Origin of the sequence: Acinetobacter sp. YH12097 (assembly GCF_013419225.1) — a bacterium.
GTDB classification, from domain to species: Bacteria; Pseudomonadota; Gammaproteobacteria; order Pseudomonadales; family Moraxellaceae; genus Acinetobacter; species Acinetobacter amyesii.
Map to the genome: position 1 here is coordinate 24,167 of NZ_VPAN01000030.1, position 15,676 is coordinate 39,842.

19 protein-coding genes, 2 rRNA genes and 2 pseudogenes are annotated in these 15,676 nt (G+C 40.7%); 13 read left to right on the top strand and 10 right to left on the bottom strand.

The features are described 5' to 3' along the window. Positions 1-11: 11 nt before the first annotated feature. The gene (locus FTU37_RS12155) at positions 12-1,631 is read left to right on the top strand and encodes a phospholipase D family protein (RefSeq protein ID WP_257225342.1); all 1,620 of its coding nucleotides are present in this window, start codon (positions 12-14) and stop codon (positions 1,629-1,631) included. A gap of 44 nt (positions 1,632-1,675) precedes the next feature. Here FTU37_RS12155 and FTU37_RS12160 read toward each other — a convergent pair whose 3' ends face one another. Then, a complete protein-coding gene (locus FTU37_RS12160) occupies positions 1,676-2,500 on the bottom strand; it encodes a 1-acyl-sn-glycerol-3-phosphate acyltransferase (RefSeq protein WP_180124413.1) in 825 nt (274 codons plus the stop codon). A gap of 412 nt (positions 2,501-2,912) precedes the next feature. Here FTU37_RS12160 and hflX point away from each other — a divergent pair, with 412 nt between their 5' ends. From hflX to FTU37_RS12190, 6 genes are all read left to right on the top strand, one after another. Further along, positions 2,913-4,247: a ribosome rescue GTPase HflX gene (gene hflX / locus FTU37_RS12165; RefSeq protein WP_180124407.1), complete on the top strand. Its 1,335-nt coding sequence runs from the start codon at positions 2,913-2,915 to the stop codon at positions 4,245-4,247. A 43-nt stretch (positions 4,248-4,290) separates the two neighbouring features. Then, a complete protein-coding gene (locus tag FTU37_RS12170; protein ID WP_168379556.1) occupies positions 4,291-4,662 on the top strand; it encodes a hypothetical protein in 372 nt (123 codons plus the stop codon). Positions 4,663-4,673: 11 nt separating this feature from the next. Further along, complete coding sequence (locus FTU37_RS12175) at positions 4,674-5,348, top strand: LrgB family protein (protein ID WP_078190106.1); 675 nt, start codon at positions 4,674-4,676, stop codon at positions 5,346-5,348. 248 nt (positions 5,349-5,596) lie between these two features. Continuing rightward, positions 5,597-6,049 carry a DUF2147 domain-containing protein gene (locus tag FTU37_RS12180; RefSeq protein WP_168379557.1) on the top strand — a complete coding sequence of 151 codons (453 nt, stop codon included), beginning with the start codon at positions 5,597-5,599 and terminating at the stop codon, positions 6,047-6,049. Positions 6,050-6,109: 60 nt separating this feature from the next. Continuing rightward, a complete protein-coding gene (locus FTU37_RS12185; protein WP_168379558.1) occupies positions 6,110-6,559 on the top strand; it encodes a DUF2147 domain-containing protein in 450 nt (149 codons plus the stop codon). Positions 6,560-6,702: 143 nt separating this feature from the next. Further along, positions 6,703-7,149: a DUF2147 domain-containing protein gene (locus FTU37_RS12190; protein WP_168379559.1), complete on the top strand. Its 447-nt coding sequence runs from the start codon at positions 6,703-6,705 to the stop codon at positions 7,147-7,149. A gap of 68 nt (positions 7,150-7,217) precedes the next feature. Here the strand turns inward: FTU37_RS12190 and FTU37_RS12195 are convergent, their stop codons facing one another. The 5 genes from FTU37_RS12195 to FTU37_RS12215 form a co-directional block, all read right to left on the bottom strand. Next, complete coding sequence (locus FTU37_RS12195) at positions 7,218-8,063, bottom strand: symmetrical bis(5'-nucleosyl)-tetraphosphatase (protein ID WP_180124408.1); 846 nt, start codon at positions 8,061-8,063, stop codon at positions 7,218-7,220. Between the two features lie 6 nt (positions 8,064-8,069). Beyond that, a complete protein-coding gene (gene rsmA, locus FTU37_RS12200) occupies positions 8,070-8,882 on the bottom strand; it encodes a 16S rRNA (adenine(1518)-N(6)/adenine(1519)-N(6))-dimethyltransferase RsmA (protein WP_168379561.1) in 813 nt (270 codons plus the stop codon). 30 nt (positions 8,883-8,912) lie between these two features. Then, positions 8,913-9,722, bottom strand: coding sequence for a pilus assembly protein PilJ (locus FTU37_RS12205; RefSeq protein WP_180124409.1), 810 nt, complete (start codon positions 9,720-9,722; stop codon positions 8,913-8,915). 69 nt (positions 9,723-9,791) lie between these two features. Further along, on the bottom strand, positions 9,792-10,775 hold the full coding sequence (pdxA, locus tag FTU37_RS12210) for a 4-hydroxythreonine-4-phosphate dehydrogenase PdxA (RefSeq protein ID WP_180124410.1): 984 nt from the start codon (positions 10,773-10,775) through the stop codon (positions 9,792-9,794). A 90-nt stretch (positions 10,776-10,865) separates the two neighbouring features. Beyond that, positions 10,866-11,246, bottom strand: coding sequence for a hypothetical protein (locus tag FTU37_RS12215; protein WP_180124411.1), 381 nt, complete (start codon positions 11,244-11,246; stop codon positions 10,866-10,868). Between the two features lie 191 nt (positions 11,247-11,437). Between FTU37_RS12215 and rplM the strand changes: the two genes are divergently transcribed. After that, positions 11,438-11,866 (top strand): 50S ribosomal protein L13, encoded by a 429-nt coding sequence (gene rplM, locus FTU37_RS12220; protein ID WP_004722943.1) that lies wholly within the window; start codon positions 11,438-11,440, stop codon positions 11,864-11,866. 12 nt (positions 11,867-11,878) lie between these two features. Then, entirely contained in the window at positions 11,879-12,265 is a 387-nt protein-coding gene (rpsI, locus tag FTU37_RS12225; protein ID WP_078190115.1) for a 30S ribosomal protein S9, read from the top strand. A 62-nt stretch (positions 12,266-12,327) separates the two neighbouring features. Here rpsI and FTU37_RS12230 read toward each other — a convergent pair whose 3' ends face one another. After that, positions 12,328-12,573, bottom strand: a complete 246-nt coding sequence (locus tag FTU37_RS12230; RefSeq protein WP_180108978.1) for a hypothetical protein — start codon at positions 12,571-12,573, stop codon at positions 12,328-12,330. A gap of 159 nt (positions 12,574-12,732) precedes the next feature. On the opposite strand from FTU37_RS12230, the gene FTU37_RS12235 reads away from it, so the two are divergent. Genes FTU37_RS12235 through FTU37_RS12245 form a run of 3 tightly spaced genes read left to right on the top strand, consistent with a single transcriptional unit; the run spans position 12,733 to position 14,502 of the window. Continuing rightward, positions 12,733-13,386, top strand: coding sequence for a glutathione S-transferase N-terminal domain-containing protein (locus FTU37_RS12235; protein ID WP_180026697.1), 654 nt, complete (start codon positions 12,733-12,735; stop codon positions 13,384-13,386). A gap of 27 nt (positions 13,387-13,413) precedes the next feature. Beyond that, entirely contained in the window at positions 13,414-13,842 is a 429-nt protein-coding gene (locus tag FTU37_RS12240) for a ClpXP protease specificity-enhancing factor (protein WP_180124412.1), read from the top strand. 18 nt (positions 13,843-13,860) lie between these two features. Then, entirely contained in the window at positions 13,861-14,502 is a 642-nt protein-coding gene (locus FTU37_RS12245; RefSeq protein WP_180041715.1) for a hypothetical protein, read from the top strand. Between the two features lie 141 nt (positions 14,503-14,643). Here the strand turns inward: FTU37_RS12245 and FTU37_RS12250 are convergent. Beyond that, positions 14,644-14,984: pseudogene (locus FTU37_RS12250) on the bottom strand (IS3 family transposase); the annotation flags it as partial. A 32-nt stretch (positions 14,985-15,016) separates the two neighbouring features. Here FTU37_RS12250 and FTU37_RS16750 point away from each other — a divergent pair. After that, positions 15,017-15,142 (top strand): annotated as a pseudogene (locus tag FTU37_RS16750) (hypothetical protein); the annotation flags it as partial. Between the two features lie 123 nt (positions 15,143-15,265). On the opposite strand, the gene rrf reads toward FTU37_RS16750, so the two are convergent. Continuing rightward, positions 15,266-15,380, bottom strand: a 5S ribosomal RNA gene (rrf, locus tag FTU37_RS12255). Positions 15,381-15,589: 209 nt separating this feature from the next. Then, positions 15,590-15,676, bottom strand: a 23S ribosomal RNA gene (locus FTU37_RS12260); the annotation flags it as partial.

The window sequence follows — 15,676 nt, forward strand, 5'->3', positions numbered from 1 at the left end:
TGTCTAACAGTATGAACTCAGCTACACCGAAACAGCAAAATTTGCCCTTCATACACAACCGCACTAAGGCGGTTTTGCTGAGTTGTAGCCTTGTTTTGACTTTATCTGCATGTAGTACCTTGCCTAAACAGCACACTCAACCTGTGGAATATGCCTTTAATACTCCTACAGACGATACTAGCCTTGCCAAAATTGTGTTGCCGCTACGGGAACAAAATCCTAACTTAACCGGTTACCACGTTCTTTATGACCCATTAGAAGCCTTAGCGGCTCGAATCGAGCTAATCAATAAAGCCGAAAAAAGTTTAGATCTACAATACTATATTTGGGATAACGACAAAATTGGTGCTTTGGCCCTACATGCCATGATCAAAGCTGCAGATCGTGGGGTGAAAATTCGTTTATTGGTCGATGACAACAATGCCAAAAAAATGGAAGGCATTTATATGGCACTCGACCAACATGCCAATATTGATGTCAAACTGTATAATCCCTACCGCTTCCGACATTTCCGCCCTGTCGATATGGTGCTGGATCTAAAACGCATCAACCGCCGTATGCACAACAAAAGCTTTATTGCAGACAATCAAATTGCTCTGATTGGTGGTCGCAATATGAGTAACCAATACTATAACGTCAGTGATAATTATCAATTTTCCGATGTCGACGTCATGTTGGTCGGTGCGGCATCCGATGAAATCATTCATTCTTTTGATGAATATTGGAATGATGATTATGCCTTTCCAGTACGCCAATTGGTTAATCCACGCCACTATAGCTTGCGCTTTGACAGTCTCAAACAACAACTCGATGACTATAACCAAGAAGCCACTGTAGTCAATTATTTGGACTTAGCCAACCGTTCACATGCCTTTGATGACTGGCTCAACAATAAAATCCAATTTGACTGGGTCAAAGCCGAAGTGGTCAAAGACTCACCGAGCAAAATCAAATCAAAGGCTAAAAAAGAAGAGCATCTCAACTTTCAGCTGCTCAACCGTTTAGATAAACCTGAACAAAGCGTCGATATCGTTTCAGCCTACTTTGTTCCAGAAAAACAAGGGGCGGAACGCCTGAAAAACCTCAGTGCTGATGGCGTGAAAGTCAGAGTCTTGACCAACTCATTCCAGGCCAATGACGTACCATTAGTTCATGCTTTTTATAGCAAATATCGCCAAGATCTCTTGGAACACGACGTTCAACTCTATGAATTTCTCTCTAGACCTGATGCAGAAAACCTCAACACCAATACCAAAGAGTTGGCGGAAAAATCTAAAGTTAGTCTAAAAGGTTTAAGCCGTTCAAGCCTGCATGCCAAACTGATGGCAATTGATGAAAAACAAGTCTTTATCGGCTCATTTAACTTTGATCCACGTTCAGCATATTTAAATACTGAAATTGGGGTATTACTGAATAGCCCACGTTTAGCCAAAGCCGTCCACTACACCATGGATGAAAATTTGAGTAAATATGCCTATAAGTTGGTGCTCAATGCAGACCAACAAATCAATTGGAAAATTAAGCTATCAAATGGTCAAACGCGTATTTATCCACGTGAACCGAAAATCAAGTGGTGGCAAAAAGCAGGGGTGAAATTTATCTCTTGGTTGCCTCTCGAAGGCTTTATGTAAGGATCGTGCTGCAAAGACATCCCTTTGCAGCAAGTATCCTTAAATTATTTAGATTCAACTAAAACTGGCGTTTTAAGAACTTTGGCTTGAAGCTCTGCCAATCCCTGATTCATTTTTTGCTGCACTTCTTGCGTCAAGCTTTCAACAGTATGACCTGCCGAATCAGTTGCGGGCAATGTCATCAGATGCGCTGTGACTTTCGGCATTTCTAAGACATTTTTGACATGTCGATCAAAGCTAATGTCTCCGACATAGGGCGCAATATTATCGAGTTCACCGTCCTGATTCACATAGCAAATTAAGCAAATTTGGACTGGACGCTCAGCTTCAATCGCTGCACCTAAAATACGACCATGAATTTTTTTAATTTTGCTGCCATCCGAAGTCGTGGCTTCTGGGAAAAAGAGTACCGGCGTATCTTGTTTTAAGAAGCCCGTAATTTGTTCTTTAATTTTAATCGAGTCGCCAGAGCCACGCTTAATAAATAACGTGCCACCGCCTTTCGCCAAATTACCGAATACTGGCCATTTTTCAATTTCAGCTTTAGCCAAAAAGAAAACACGTGCACCTGAACCCAAAACTGCAACGTCTAACCATGAAATATGATTACTTACCCAAAGGGCGGGTTGACGTGGAATTTCACCATGTACTTTGACTTCAAGATTAAATACTTTGCATAACTTGCGACAAAAATACTGCACATAGCGGGTATTTTGCGGGTTATTCGGGTCTTTATACAATTGATGACGATAAACCAAATAAAAACCCTGCGTCACAGCAACGGCTGCTGCACCGACTTTTTTACAATACAAATAAAATTTTGAAAACACATTAATTTGCGGTGTATTGACGATTTGAGGTTGATTCATAAACGGTTCACTAAAATGACACGGTGCCACAATTTGGCGTAAATTTTCATCATCATATACCGAAGACAGTTTTTTTGCATTGATCATAAAAACCGAAGTCGAAGATAATATTTTTCCATTTTAATCGTTTTTAAAAATCAAATATCATTTTTATATCGATTTTAAAGGTTATGCATTATGAATCACTCACATTCAGATACCCCTCCTATTTCTTCATGGCAAGCTTTAAAAGCCATTGCTGGTTTTTCACTGATATATATGAGTGTGCTTTTTTTACTGGCACTGAGCTTTCACAGCTTTCTCTAATTGAATAGCACAACATACAGCAACTTAGCCATTAATCCCTCACTTAGATTAACCCTCGCACTCCATTTTCGCCTAAAATGAATCTTTAAACAGGAGTGTGTGCTGAGTGGAAAATTTAAATCAACATCAAGCGAGCGGTGAACGCGTAATTTTAGTCAGCGTAGCAGTACAAATGCTCGCAGACCTTGATGCCGAAGAATTTCACTTACTAGCTCAATCTGCAGGTGCCAATATTCTGCAGCATGTGCATGCTCAGCGTATTAAGCCTGATGCCAAATTATTTATTGGCTCAGGGAAGGCGGAAGAAATTGCAGAAGTGGTTGCAGAGCATGAAGTAGAATTGGTCATCTTTGACCATGCCCTCACCCCTGCCCAAGCACGTAATCTTGAACGCATCATGCGATGTCGTGTGGTCGATCGCACGGAATTAATCTTAGATATTTTTGCTCAACGCGCACGCACCTATGAAGGTAAATTGCAAGTTGAGTTGGCCCAATTACAACATATGGCTTCACGACTGATTCGTAGTCGCGGCGATCTCGATAGCCAAAAAGGCGGGATTGGCTTACGTGGACCGGGTGAAACCCTGCTTGAAACCGACCGTCGTCTACTCAAGCTCCGCATGGGACAACTCAAAGCAAAACTTGAGAAAGTCCGCCAAACACGTATGCAAGGTCGTGTGGCACGTCAAAAAGCCGCAGTTCCGACCGTGTCATTGGTCGGTTATACCAATGCGGGTAAATCTACCTTATTTAATAATTTAGCAAAAAGCGATGTCTATGCAGCAGACCAACTGTTTGCGACGCTTGATCCAACCTTACGCCGTCTACATTGGGATGGCATCGGCAACTTAGTGCTCGCTGATACCGTAGGTTTTGTGCGTAATTTGTCGCACTCATTGGTCGAGTCCTTTAAAGCCACCTTAGAAGAAACCTTGGAGGCGACCTTATTGTTACATGTCATTGACTCCAGCAGTCCAGACATGATGGAACAAATCGAGGCTGTCGAAAAAGTACTGAAAGAAATTGGTGTCGATGTTCCGATTCTGCGCGTTTATAACAAAATTGATGTCAGTGGTGAAGATCCTAAAATCATCTATGGCAAGCCTCATCAGCCGGAACGTGTTTATGTCTCAGCGCATAGTGGTAAAGGTCTACCCTTATTACGCCAAGCGGTTCAAGAATGCTTAATGGGTCAAATTCAAAGCTTTGAAGTCCATCTAAAACCGGCTTATGGTAAATTAAGAACACAACTGTATGCGCTCAATGTGATCCAAAATGAAAGTTATGATGAACAAGGCAACTTAATTTTGCATGTCATCATTGCCCCACATAAGTTAGAACAACTGATTAAACAGGCGCATTTACCCATTGATGAAATTTTGCGAACACGTGCGCAACAATTCCAACATCCTCTTGAAGAATTTGAAATTAAAAATTAAATCGGTTAAAACTTGATTTGTATAATTTTAACGAAAGACAAAAATGGACTGGATCAAGCGCATCGACTGGAAAGCCTGGATAGGCACTCTTGCATTAATTATTCTTTTCCGTGAAGGTGCGGTCTGGGTCATGAAGCAATTCAGTCACCCAGAATTAGGTAATCTCGTCGGACTGATTAGCTTGCTGATCGTGCTTTCATTTTGGAGAAAATTCAACAAAATTCCAGCCAGTTTGGTCGATACCAATAATAAAATCATGAAAGAAAGTGCCTTTGCTTTCTTACCCATTAGTGCAGGCTCATTGCTGATGATGATGCATTTAGGCGATGAAATTCCAATGTTTTTGATTGTGCTATTTGTCAGCACCCTCATACCGCTGTGGGTCTACGCAAAAATGTCTAAGAAATGGCTATAAGGAGAATCAACATGCTTTCAATCATCTCTGGATTCATCATTACCCTGATCGCCTATCTTGTCGCAAAACCCATTAATAAAAAATTACCGCAAATCCCCGTGATTGTGATTGGGATGTTTTTCGTCATTGGTATGCTCTATCTTTTTGGCATTTCCTATGAAAGTTATATGGCACAGGTCAATCCACTGTTCAATAACTTACTCGGCTATGTCACAGTGGCCTTGGCCATTCCTTTAGCTGCAATGCGCTACGATGACTTACCATTAAAAGCCGTGGGCGGGATTTTAGTCTTTGCCAGTATCAGTGCCGTTGCCCTCCCTATGGGGCTGGCTTATTTATTGCATTTGTCAGATCCAACCATTATGGCTTTTGCTACACGGGCAGTGACCACCCCAATTGCCATCAACATTGCGACGCTGCTGCATTCCCCGATTCCTTTGGTGATTTTGATTGTGATTTTATCAGGGGTGATTGGCGCAGCATTTTCACCCATCATACTCAAAAATATTCATGATGAACGTGCATCAGGACTCGCCTTAGGACTTGCTGCACATGCGATTGGCACAGCTCAAGCTTGGCAGCGCGGCAGCATTGCTGGGCGCTATGCAGCATTTGGCATGGCGGTAAATGCAGTCTTCACAGCAATCTGGTTGCCAACTTTCATACTCTATCTACAAAATATGTGACTGAGCAATCACTTTTAAATGATTGTTTTGTATAAAAAATAAACTTAATATAAATTCAAGGGTACGCCACAACACATTGAACGATGTGCTGTGGATGTTACATTTTTGGTAAAGTCACTTTTGTGCAACATGTCAACTTTCCCGAATAAAATGTAAATATTTATGCTTAGAGTAGTTGCTCTAAGTTCAAATATTACCTAGTATGATCAATAAACCCTCACAAAGTGTATTGATAAAGGATTATTAATATGATCGAAAAAAGTTTGAAATGGGCTGCATTATTCGGTGCCGTAGTCACAAGCTCTGCACTTTATGCTCAAGATCTTACAGGGACTTGGCAACAAATTGACGATAAAACCGGTTCGCCTAAAGCACTGATCGAAATTCGAAAAGATGCCAAAGACACCTATACCGGCAAAATTGTCAAAGTGACGCCACGTCCGGGTTATACACCAAAGGAAAAATGTGTGAATTGCCCTGCACCTTATACCAACCAGCCTATTTTAGGGATGGATGTATTTAAGGGGCTGAAACTTGAAAGGGAAAATACCTACTCTCAAGGGAAAATTATTGATCCTTTGGCAGGCAAAATTTACAGCTTAAAAGGCAAAATTTCTGCCAATGGTAAGCGCTTACATTTACGTGGATATCTGGGGATTTCCGCGATTGGTCGTACACAGACATGGATTCGCGCTGAATAAATTTTAAATTTATTCAGTAAATTGATTTGACATAGGTGAACCACCTACAGGGAATATCTGATGAAAAAATTAAAAGTGAGCCTCTTATTCTTAGCTGCTGTAATGAGTGGTTCAGCTTTTGCTCAAGACCTTTCAGGGACTTGGCAACAAATTGATGATAAAACAGGTTCACAAAAAGCCATTATTGAAATCCGTAAAGAAAGTAATGGCACATTCGTGGGTAAAATCATCAAAGTGACGCCGCGTCCGGGCTATACACCACGCGACACCTGCGTAAACTGCCCTGCACCCTACAAAAACAAGCCAATCTTAGGCCTTGATATCTTAACAGGTTTAAAACATATTGAAGGCACTAATAACTACGACAAAGGCCGTATTATTGACCCTCTTTCAGGCAAAGTTTACGACACAAAAATCCGTTTAAATGCCAGTGGGAAACGCCTAACTTTACGGGGTTATATGGGTGTTTCTGCACTTGGTCGTAGCCAAACTTGGATTCGCCAAGAGTAACCTCAAACAAGTAAAAAAACCGCCGACATGGCGGTTTTTCTTATTCCGAATATCTTCAAATTATTTTTAAATTAAAGTTGACTATTCTCATAAACTTTCTAACATACGTGCTCATAAATCATGCTTCTCGGGGAAAAGCGATTATGTTTAAAAAAATATTATTCAGCCTATGCACATTCGGTTTGATGAATGTCGCATTTGCAAATGACATTGCCGGCACGTGGCAACAAATTGACGATAAAACAGGAGCTGCCAAAGCGATTATTTCGATTCACAAAGAATCCAATAATACCTATACCGGTAAAATTATTAAAATTACACCACGTCCGGGCTATACACCGCAAAAAAACTGTAATAAGTGCCCTGCGCCTTATACCAACCAACCAATTCTCGGTATGGAGATTATTAAAGGTTTAAAACAAGTTAATGACACAAATAATTATGAAAAAGGCCGTGTTATCGACCCATTGGCAGGTAAACTTTACGATGCAAAAATTCGTTTGAATAGCACGGGGAAACGTCTCACTTTACGTGCAAGTATTGGTGTTTCAGTACTTGGCCGTAACCAAACATGGATTCGCGTTGATTAATTCATACGGATCAATAAAAAAGGCCACATCGATGTGGCCTTTTTTATATCTTAGATTACATTTAATCATTACATCACTGGGTTATCGACTGTAAACATGGTTTGATCTTCCAGACGATAGGCCATCAACTGATTGCCCCAAACACACCCACCATCCACATTTTGGATTTTTGCTGAGATTCTTTTTCCTTGTAAAGCGGCCCAATGACCAAAAAGAATTTGATGGGTCTGCGCTGCTTGTGACTCAAACTCAAACCATGGCTTAAAACCCTTAGGCATAGGGTCATCGAGTGAATCTTTAAAACTGAACTCTAAACGGCCTTCTGCATCGGTTAAGCGCATGCGGGTCAAATAGTTGGTAATACAGCGTAAGCGCGCATGACCAGACAAATCATCCGTCCATAGGTTCGGCTCTTTACTGTACATTACTTGAAGAAACGCATCGACCACATCAAAGTCGTCATGACCAATCACCGCTTCCACTTCCTTTGCCAAGTCTGCGGTTTGCTGCGCAGTCCAATTCAAAGGAATACCCGCATGAGTCAAAATGGTTTGCTCATTCGGAAATAGACACAGCGGCTGCTTGCGTAACCAATCAATCAAATCATCACTTTCTAAAGCGTGAATCACATCATCGATATTGTCTTTAGGATTGATATCCTTAATACCGCGAGCGCATGCCAGCAAAGTCAGATCATGATTGCCCAGTACCGTCGCCGCAACTTCACTATCCACTAATTTTTTGATGAACCGCAAAGCGCCTACCGAGTTTTCACCCCGTGCGACGAGATCACCGGCAAACCATATAAAATCTTGGTCTGCATCAAACTTAATCTCTTTCAGTAAAGCTTTTAATGCTTCAAAACAGCCTTGAACATCACCAATGACATAGTTATAGCGAATAGAGCGAGTCATAATTATTTAAGCCACCATTTGATCTGCTAATGCGACAAATTCTGCAAGTGTTAGAGTTTCCGGACGCGCCATTGGATCAACCCCTGCATTTTCAAAACCATCTTCAACCAGCATGCCTTTTAAGCTGTTACGCAAGGTCTTACGGCGCTGAGTAAAGACATGTGAAACCAAACGCGCAAGCGCTTTTTCATCTTTCGCCACAATCGGTTTAATAGCATAAGGCTCTAAACGGAATACCGCAGAGGTTACTTTTGGCGGTGGATTAAATGAACCCGGCGGCACTTCAAATAAAAACGTCGGTTTACAGAAGTATTGGATCATCACCGATAAACGGCCATATTCTTTAGTATTCGGTGAAGCGGTAATACGGTCCACAACTTCTTTTTGCAGCATGAAGTGCATGTCTTTGACTTTGTCGCCAAACTCCAAGAGATGGAACAGCAGCGGTGTCGAGATGTTATACGGTAAGTTACCAACCACACGCAGTGGACGGCCTTCTTGGAATAATTCAGTAAAGTCGTATTTTAACGCGTCAGTTTCAACAATGGTTAAACGTTCAGGATGTGGCACACGGCCCGGCAAACCTGCGGCTAAGTCACGGTCCAGCTCAACCACCGTTAAAGCATCGCACTCACCAATTAAAGGCGATGTGAGGGCAGCAAGACCCGGACCAATTTCGACAATATTGTCACCAGTACGCGGATTTACCGAACGTACAATTTTGGCAATAACACGTTGATCATGTAGGAAATTCTGTCCAAACCGCTTACGCGTGTGATGCCCTTCATCTTTTGGGTTTAGGGCATTAATTTGATACATAAAATTCTCCGCATAGGTTTATTACAACGATTACTGACTTGATTCAAATTCACTCAAGCGAGCAAAAATTTCTTCGGACTTGGTCACATTATCCCGAGCCGCTTTAATTACACTGAGCAATGGCTCTCTTTGTTGCAACAAAGCCATTGTTTCAGATTTCATCATTTCTTCAGTTTCAGCCTGAATGGAGAGCAAACTTTCGCGCATTTCAGCATTGTTTACGCGCTCTACACCCAGTTCAGGATTGCCATTCAGCTGAGCCTTCAAATAAAGATTAAAAGTTTCAAAATCCGCTAAAAAGTCATCTAAATCGTCTGGATGAATAGAATTCACATCAGTTAAATTCAGCAAAGAATCCAACAGCCGTCCCGCAATAAAGACTTGATTTTTAGCAATAATCGCTTGCATTGCTGAATTGTTTGCTCTAGCCATCATATCAGCCAAAAGGTTGTATTCAGCTTGAATACCTGGAATGGTTTCACTTACAAGAAGTTGATATTCATATAGCGCACTCAGGCTATTTTGATGCTGTACAAGCAGATCAATATTAGCATTGATTGCCTGTCCATCTTGAAGCATTTTATCAGCACCGCCACGATTCGCATATTTTTTATGCATCGCGGTCAGCGCTTGATTAAATTTTTGCTGATTATGTTTAAAGCCATCCACAGCACCCGGTGATGCAAAACGTATAAATCCTTCCGTCTGTTTCGGAATTTGCAGCGATAATACTTTTAAGTCACAAGAATGATGATCTGTAGCGAGCGTTGAGCATGCTGACAGCATCAACGCTAACGCAATCCCCAAAAATGGGCGAATGATCGATTTCGCCCTAAGCATCTTGTTATTTTCCTGTTTTATTTTTGATAATTTTTTACTATTATTCATATAAAATTCAAACCTTTATTATTAAGTTTCGTTATTTTTCGCACGTGCTAATTCTAAAGCCAAATCAACCGCCACCTGTAAACTCGAACTTTTAGCAAGACCAGTTCCAGCCAGTGACAGTGCTGTGCCGTGATCCACTGAAGTCCGAATAAACGGTAAGCCCAAAGTAATATTGATGGCTTCACCAAATCCCTGCGATTTTAACACAGGTAAACCCTGATCGTGATACATCGCCAAAACCGCATCGGCATCTTTTAAATTTTCAGGGGTAAATAAGGTATCGGCAGGTAAGCTCAGGCTCATATTCACCCCTTGAGCGCGATAACGCTCTAGCACCGGATTGATCACTTCAATCTCCTCCATGCCCAAATAGCCATCTTCACCCGCATGTGGGTTTAGACCGCACACCAAAATATGCGGATGATCTTTTTTAAATTTGGTTTTTAAATCATGAATTAAAATATCAATGACTTGATGCAAACGTTCTTGAGTAATGGCATCCGCAACATCACGAAGCGGTAAATGTGTTGTTGCCAATGCGACACGGAGCGTTTTGGTCGCAAGCATCATCACGACACGCTCAACGCCTGCAAATTCTTGATAAAACTCCGTATGTCCGCTGAAATGGATACCGGCATCATTAATAATCGACTTTTGCACAGGTGCAGTTGCAACACCAACACTTTTGCCAGACATCGCATAATCTGCAGAACGACGTAATTGCTCCAACACATAGGCTGCATTATTCACATCTAACTGACCTGCGATGACAGATTTAGTCACAGGTACATGTTCCACATAAAGCTGACCTAGAGCCGCCGACACCTCCTGCCCAACATAGTCAATCAGTTCAACTTCGAGCTTTAACTGTTGAGCACGCTTGAGCAGCAAATCTTTATCAATAAGAACCACAATTGGCCTTTCATCTATTCGATTGGCTAAGCTCAAACAAATATCAGGTCCTATACCTGCGGGTTCACCGCTCGTGATATATAAAGGCAGCATGGGTCTATCCTGTGTGTGCAATAGCATGATTATACTGTGTGATGCACATGACAGACCTAATTTTATTGACTAAAAATATCGGACTAAAACTCAAAAATAAGCGCGTTGTGCGACATTGTATGGAATGAAATCGAAAGCAAAACCTGAAATGCCAATGATCCAAATCAATGCAATAAGAATGACAATGCCGCGCTGAACGGCTGACACATGTTGCGGGTACTTCGTTATCAGCCAAAAAGACATACCACCCAGAAGCAATAATCCAATCAACAGATAAACCAATAAATAACTAAGGAAAAATAAAGTGAGCATCATTAACAAAACGATGATCGCACCATCCGCCCCGTGCAAATACACCAAATACAAAAAAGTTGGGCTTAAAACTAAGGCGTGATATAAGCCCATTAATTGCAACCATTGCCGCCAGAATGAGTGTTCAGATGTGTTTTTTAACAGATTAGAATTCGACATGATTTACTTTCATCCGCTTTTTTTATAATTTCTGGATTATCTACTGTTTATTGCTGAAGAAATATACTACAATACAGCGCTTGAAATTTTATATTTTCATTTGTGATTCTTCACGTATTCGTATAGAATCGCGTCTCCTTTTGTTTGGACAGCTTCCATAGTCCAAACCAACTATAATAGGTAGTGGTTTAATGAAAACTCTCAGCGCTAAGCCAGCTGAAGTTCAACACGACTGGTACGTTGTTGATGCTTCTGGCAAAACTTTAGGTCGCCTTGCGACTGAAATCGCTCGTCGTTTACGCGGTAAGCACAAAACTTCTTATACTCCTCACGTTGACACTGGTGACTACATCGTTGTTATCAATGCTGAGCAAGTTCAAGTGACTGGTAAAAAATCACTTGATAAGAAATATTATCGCCACACTGGTTTCCCTGGTGGTATTCGTGAAACTAATTTCGAAAAATTAGTTGCTCACAAACCAGAAGAAATCTTCGAACGTGCTGTAAAAGGCATGTTGCCAAAAGGTCCTCTTGGTTATGCAATGATCAAGAAAATGAAAGTGTACGCTGGTACTGAGCATCCACATACTGCTCAACAGCCACAAGTTTTGGACATCTAAGGGATACAGCACATGGCTACTAACTATGGTACAGGTCGCCGTAAGACCGCAACTGCACGTGTTTTCCTATCAGCTGGTACTGGTAAACTCGTAATCAACAACCGTTCTTTAGAACAATATTTCGGTCGTGAAACTGCTCGTATGGTTGTTAACCAACCACTTGAGCTTTTAGAAGCTACTGAGAAATATGACCTTTACATCACTGTTGCTGGTGGTGGTATCGGTGGTCAAGCAGGCGCTATCCGTCACGGTATTACTCGTGCATTGATCGCTTCTGACGAAACTCTTAAACCTGCTCTTCGTCAAGCTGGTTTCGTTACTCGTGATGCTCGTGAAGTTGAACGTAAGAAACTTGGTTTACGTAAAGCTCGTAAACGTCCTCAATTCTCTAAACGTTAATTCGTTTACCGAATCGGACAAAAAACCTTGGCTTATGCCAAGGTTTTTTTATATCTTGATTTTTATGAAGATGATGCAAATATAACAACGAACCGATAAACCAAGAGACTCAAACTCGCAATTAAGCATATAACCGACAGTGTTAGTGTAATTGTACAGATGGTGATTTTGTTTTTTTGTTCAGGGCTATCATCCTCTGCTCCATAATCAGAGGCATAACCTCCAGCGAGTGCCGTATAAAAGCCAATGCCCATAAAAATAACCGCAGCGAAAAATAATAATTTTTGTACAAGTGCAATGGTCATCATGCGGTGATGATCAGGTAAATGAATGACATGACAATCTATCAGATAAAATAAACCAAAACTGGAATTTTCGTTGTAGCTGCATTGATATTGCTAAAGTCTCCGTGATTTTACTGTCTAATTTTAGTATCCTATCTTATTCATTTCTCATCGTCTCGGATTATGTCAGTCGAAAATGCACCTCTCCAAGGGATTACGCTTTACAGTCATGCGGATGACTTTCGCTCACACTGGATACGCTATGTACTTGCAGAGAAGCAAATCAAACATAATTTAATTATTGCTGATGATGAAGACGAAGATCTTGCGAGTTTAAATCCCTACAATCAACTTCCGATGATGATTGAAAATGGCCTAAAACTCTATAACAGCAGTATTATTGCCGAATATCTGGATGACCGTTATCGTCAAAATAAACTGTATGCAGATGCACCTATGCCTCGTGCAGAGCAACGTCAATATGTATGGCGCTTCGAACAAGATTGGTTAAGACTGGCTGATATTATGCTTCGCCATCCCGATACCCTCGATGAAAAAGCCAAGCAAAACGCACAAAAACAATTACGTGATACACTCATTTCACTAACCCCCTTGTTTCAGCATTATCCTTATTTTATGTCTGAACAATTTAGCATGTTAGACTGTATGCTCGCGCCTATATTTCTGCGCCTAAAAGCCATGGGTATTGAGCTTCCCAAACAGCAATGCCGCCCTATATTTCTCTATTGCCAACGCATCTTTAGCCGTCCAGCATTTATCAAATCAATGACATTGCAGGAAAAAAATCGCTATAGCGAGCTTTTAGTAAAAAATTAATTTTCCATAAATATTCGAGTAAGCATTATGTCTGAACAGGAACTACAACTCACTCCAACACGTCCATACTTAACACGGGCACTTTATGAATGGATTTGTGAAAACCAACTTACCCCCTACCTACTTGTCGATGCGACACAGAATGGTACGATGGTGCCAGTTCAATATATTAAAGATGGCCAAATTGTCCTGAATATCGCACCTCATGCAACGCATGCGCTACACATGAGTAATGAGACGATTACTTTCTCTGCACGCTTTGGTGGCGTTTCGCAAAACCTCTATATCCCCTTTTCTGCTGTTCTAGGCATCTATGCACGTGAAAATGGTCAAGGCATGTTCTTCGATCCTCAAGAATATGAAGGTATTCAGAATGATCAAAATGCTTTAAAATCAAACGACCAAGAACAACAAGAGCAACCGAAGAAAAAACCGGGTTTAAGGTTGCTCGATTAAAGAATAAGGAAGCGAATAATGGCTTTTGATTTAGTACAATATTTTGTCGAACAAATAGAATCTCAAAAGCCTACGCTTTTAAGTCATTTAAATCGTGAAGAAAAACGACAACATTTACGTGAAATTAATGCTTTAACCTTAGGTGAATTGATTCATCAGCTACGCATTAATGGTGAAAAGGTTTATCAAGAAATTACTCAGCCTGATGAACTCTATATTCAGGAAGTTTCACGTCATCTCACCACCAACCCTTCAAATGCATCAACATTAGAACGCTCTGAACTCGAAAACCTAACTACAGAAGTTTTTCATTTACAATTAAATGAATTAAAACAACTTCATGATACAGGCTCACATTCACCGCAAAGTATTCGAGAATTACTCAACGGACAAATTGAACATCTTTCTGGTCAAGCGGATGATTGGGTTTGGTCAACAAACAACCTAACAGAGCTCCTTGGTTCTAAACCAAATCTTCAAGAAGAGATATCATTAGAGGCATCAATGAAGGAGTTCAATCAAATGGTTAATCAACAACATACACAAGAAGACGTAACAACTGAAGTACAAGTACCGACTTGGTCAAAAATTGTAGAGCCAGTAGTTGCAGTGGTGATTCTATGGATTTTGGCATCTGCAGCATGTAATATTTTTGCTTAATTGACTTCATTTCTCTAAATCTATGACCTGCTTTTTAAGCAGGTTTTTTTTAATCGAATATTTAGGATATTGATATTTTAAATATAAAATTTACCCGATAAAGGTAGCCAAATAATGATCCCAGGCAGTATCGTGGACAACCTATCCCTCTAAATTCTTAAAATATTTCTGCTCAAAGGCTTCTGGGCTTAACCAACCATTTGCAGAGTGCCTTCTCACTCGATTGTAGTAAATCTCAATATAGTCAAACAAGACAACATTGGCTTCTTTTCGGGTCAAAAATACACTGCCATGTACCACATGACCTTTAAATGTGTGAAAGAAGCTTTCTGTTACTGCATTATCCCATGAGCAATATACTGCGCAAGGCCTCGTCTAGACATGCTTTGGATGCAGTTATTCATCAATAATAGCGCTCTAAAATCACGACTACAGTGCTGTGAGCCTTGGTCAGAATGGACCATGATATTCGTTGGATACCCGCCCACAATTCAAATTATGCAGTCATTGGCTTATGTTAGCTTGGATGATTTCAGAAGAACGAACCATTCATGAAATTTTAAATAAACCCTTTTATCATCCAACTTTAGAAGAAGGGTTAAGAACTGCATTAAAGCATGTACGACGTCAGTTAAGATAATTTTATCGTTTTAGGTCGATTTATAGCGTTGGATTTCCAACGCTTTATTTTCGCCCCCTTTTATCTTTTTTCCACGCATAAAAAAACACCCCCTGCACTAGTCAGAGGGTGTTTCGAATAATGAGCTGGCGATGACTTACTCTCACATGGGTAACCCCACACTACCATCAGCGCTAAGAGGTTTCACTTCTGAGTTCGGGAAGGGATCAGGTGGTTCACTCTTGCTATGGTCGCCAGCACAACTGTTATGACTTTGCATTTGGTCTTATCTTTTCAGTGCCGTTGCTTGGTCAAATGAGTTATTAACAGATCATATCTGAGTTCTTGCGAGTAGAACTAAGCAGTGCTTAATTATACTCTCATTTGTTCTTAAGCGTTAACTAAATCAAGTTATTTTGCTTAATATCGAATCAATTGATGCTTTACATACAACTGTTTGGGTGTTGTATAGTCAAGCCTCACGAGCAATTAGTATTGGTCAGCTTCATGCGTCACCGCACTTCCACATCCAACCTATCAACGTCGTAGTCTTCA

Excerpts from the sequence above, each read along its gene's own strand:
- FTU37_RS12155 (WP_257225342.1), top strand. The coding sequence starts at position 12 with ATGAACTCAGCTACACCGAAACAGCAAAATTTGCCCTTCATACACAAC.
- FTU37_RS12160 (WP_180124413.1), bottom strand. The coding sequence starts at position 2,500 with ATGAATCAACCTCAAATCGTCAATACACCGCAAATTAATGTGTTTTCA.
- FTU37_RS12170 (WP_168379556.1), top strand. The coding sequence starts at position 4,291 with ATGGACTGGATCAAGCGCATCGACTGGAAAGCCTGGATAGGCACTCTT.
- FTU37_RS12175 (WP_078190106.1), top strand. The coding sequence starts at position 4,674 with ATGCTTTCAATCATCTCTGGATTCATCATTACCCTGATCGCCTATCTT.
- FTU37_RS12180 (WP_168379557.1), top strand. The coding sequence starts at position 5,597 with ATGATCGAAAAAAGTTTGAAATGGGCTGCATTATTCGGTGCCGTAGTC.
- FTU37_RS12185 (WP_168379558.1), top strand. The coding sequence starts at position 6,110 with ATGAAAAAATTAAAAGTGAGCCTCTTATTCTTAGCTGCTGTAATGAGT.
- FTU37_RS12190 (WP_168379559.1), top strand. The coding sequence starts at position 6,703 with ATGTTTAAAAAAATATTATTCAGCCTATGCACATTCGGTTTGATGAAT.
- FTU37_RS12195 (WP_180124408.1), bottom strand. The coding sequence starts at position 8,063 with ATGACTCGCTCTATTCGCTATAACTATGTCATTGGTGATGTTCAAGGC.
- rsmA (WP_168379561.1), bottom strand. The coding sequence starts at position 8,882 with ATGTATCAAATTAATGCCCTAAACCCAAAAGATGAAGGGCATCACACG.
- FTU37_RS12205 (WP_180124409.1), bottom strand. The coding sequence starts at position 9,722 with ATGCTTAGGGCGAAATCGATCATTCGCCCATTTTTGGGGATTGCGTTA.
- pdxA (WP_180124410.1), bottom strand. The coding sequence starts at position 10,775 with ATGCTGCCTTTATATATCACGAGCGGTGAACCCGCAGGTATAGGACCT.
- FTU37_RS12215 (WP_180124411.1), bottom strand. The coding sequence starts at position 11,246 with ATGTCGAATTCTAATCTGTTAAAAAACACATCTGAACACTCATTCTGG.
- rplM (WP_004722943.1), top strand. The coding sequence starts at position 11,438 with ATGAAAACTCTCAGCGCTAAGCCAGCTGAAGTTCAACACGACTGGTAC.
- rpsI (WP_078190115.1), top strand. The coding sequence starts at position 11,879 with ATGGCTACTAACTATGGTACAGGTCGCCGTAAGACCGCAACTGCACGT.
- FTU37_RS12230 (WP_180108978.1), bottom strand. The coding sequence starts at position 12,573 with ATGATGACCATTGCACTTGTACAAAAATTATTATTTTTCGCTGCGGTT.
- FTU37_RS12235 (WP_180026697.1), top strand. The coding sequence starts at position 12,733 with ATGTCAGTCGAAAATGCACCTCTCCAAGGGATTACGCTTTACAGTCAT.
- FTU37_RS12240 (WP_180124412.1), top strand. The coding sequence starts at position 13,414 with ATGTCTGAACAGGAACTACAACTCACTCCAACACGTCCATACTTAACA.
- FTU37_RS12245 (WP_180041715.1), top strand. The coding sequence starts at position 13,861 with ATGGCTTTTGATTTAGTACAATATTTTGTCGAACAAATAGAATCTCAA.